This is a genomic window from Nonomuraea sp. NPDC004702, assembly GCF_053601695.1.
In genome coordinates this window covers 1-1,986 of sequence record NZ_JBSGCE010000187.1, presented here as the reverse complement: position 1 = coordinate 1,986, position 1,986 = coordinate 1, and the positions used below count along the sequence as shown (strand labels likewise).

The 1,986-nt window shown below is 63.4% G+C and carries 3 protein-coding genes; 1 reads left to right on the top strand and 2 read right to left on the bottom strand.

Going from position 1 to position 1,986, the window contains the following annotated elements; genetic code table 11:
* On the bottom strand, positions 1-198 hold a 198-nt coding region (locus ACWEJ6_RS54660; RefSeq protein WP_452433687.1), incomplete at its 3' end, for a hypothetical protein.
* A 535-nt stretch (positions 199-733) separates the two neighbouring features.
* Between ACWEJ6_RS54660 and ACWEJ6_RS54655 the strand changes: the two genes are divergently transcribed.
* Positions 734-1,237, top strand: coding sequence for an AbfB domain-containing protein (locus tag ACWEJ6_RS54655; RefSeq protein WP_452433685.1), 504 nt, complete (start codon positions 734-736; stop codon positions 1,235-1,237).
* A 271-nt stretch (positions 1,238-1,508) separates the two neighbouring features.
* On the opposite strand, the gene ACWEJ6_RS54650 is transcribed toward ACWEJ6_RS54655, so the two are convergent.
* Positions 1,509-1,986: hypothetical protein (locus ACWEJ6_RS54650; protein WP_452433683.1), on the bottom strand; the 478-nt coding region annotated here is incomplete at its 5' end.

Below are 1,986 nucleotides of genomic sequence, written 5' to 3'. Positions count from 1 at the left end.
GACGTCCTCGGGCGTGGCCTCCACCTTGTCGTCGTGACCGGCCATGCGCAGCGCGTCCGCCACGCCCGTCACAGCCTCGAGCGCGGGCAGCTCGTAGGCGTACTGCCCGGCCAGGCGATGGACTGCCTCGTCGCCGTAGCGATGGGCCAGTCGCGCCCGAGCCGCCATGACGTCCTGGTAGCGAGACAGATACGACATGGGCGCACTCCTGCTCAAGCCGGGCGGGTCACCCATCCTCGCATGCCGTGGCCGAGCTCAGCCGGGCAATCGTTCCCTTGCGCGGCCGCCAGAAACCGAGGGCCGTGGATGTCCGAAGACACCTGCTGCAGCCACAGCGCTTGGCATCTTCATGGCGATCCGGGAACTGCCGCTGATTACCTGTCCTCGCACGATAGTCCAGGGACGGAGTCCGTTGCCGGGGTTCGGGAGAAGACAGGAGGCCAGAGCTCGGCTTGCAGCGGCCGAGCAAAATGCGGCGGACCTTGCGTCAGCGTCCGATCGGGTGAGCTGATCTTGTCCACTTTGAGTAGCCGGCTGGCGATGGACGCGTGTGGTCGATGTCAGCCCCCTGACCTGTTCGTATTCCGCTCTCCATCCGAGTCGCAGCGTCCTAAGTTGCAGAAACTTGGGCCTCGGAGAGGCTCTCATTGTTCTACGTCTGGCATTGATTTACCGCGAGGAGGGAACTAAGTCCAGTGGTAAATGGAGCCAGTCACGTACTCTCAAGAGGTGCATGGGAAGCAGAAAGGCAAAGTCGATGGCTTCTTCCCTTCAATCCTTCAACTTTCCGGATCGTTTCGTCCGTCATCAGCTTTCTCTGGGAGAGCTGACGCCGATAGTCAGTGAGCTGGACAAGAACGACGCAACCTTCATCATGGACAGGGGGCTGGCGGATAATAAACTGATATCGTTCCGTTCCCGGAACTTTCCCACCCGTTACCTGCGGCACCAGGACTTCCGTGTCAAGCTTCACGAGGGACCGCCGACGTTCTTTGGCGGGCCAACACCCCCCGAGTCGGCCGAGATAAAGCTGCTGCGCGCAGACGCGACGTTTGCCCTGGTGCCAGGATTGGCTGACCAAGGCCTGGTATCATTCCGCTCCTTCAATTTCCCCGACCGCTTTCTAAGGCATAGAGGCTTCCATCTTTTCGTCGAAGAAGTACATGATGAAGTCGGATTTAAGGATGCGACATTCAGGATCGTTCCAGGTTTCATTCCCGATGAAATAGTCCATTAGCCGGGAACGCGGCACCGGACGGACTTACCCTCTGGCCACTTCGCGGCCAACGCCGCATGGCTCGCCTTCGCCGCGATCACTCACAACCTGCTGCGCGGCCTGGGCGGCCTGGCCTCGACATTATCCATACTGGCCCGCGTCCAGGTTTCCTGTAGTTTCCGGCCGGCACAAGGGGCGACGCCGTCGAATCATGAGCTGCGGTCTTGCCTCTGCAGGTGCACGCAGCCGGGGCACAGCCTCTTCCTTGGGGAGATAGCCGCGATCGCGACGATCAGAAGCCTCGAACGCGCGGGCGGGTCCAGTCGATCGGGATGCGTAGCTCCCAGTGGCCCGCGCCCTCGCCGGTCGCACCGTCCGGCCTTCCGCACGTACACGACCACGGGTGTGGCTCATCGCCGGGCAGCGGGGGCCAAAAACGCAGCACGACCGCGGAGTACGGCGTGCTCTCTTGGGCCTGCTGGGCGTCCGCCAGGAAGAACTGCAGCTGCGTCGGACCGGCCTCGAACAGCCCGACGTCAAGACGTTGGTAGCCGTTGCCCCCGGTGAAGTGGGCTTCGCCCAGCACCCGGTAGCTCCTGGGAAGGTCGATCGTCCCGACGTACCAGGCCCGACCGCGGCCGTTCTCCGGCTTGCGCAGCCGGGGCTTCAGGATGCCCGGATGCTGTGGCGCCATCTCCTGGTGCCAGCGATCCAGCTCCACCCGGGCGACCTTCGCCGCCTCGTCCGCGGAACGTTCGGCGGCCGCGGCC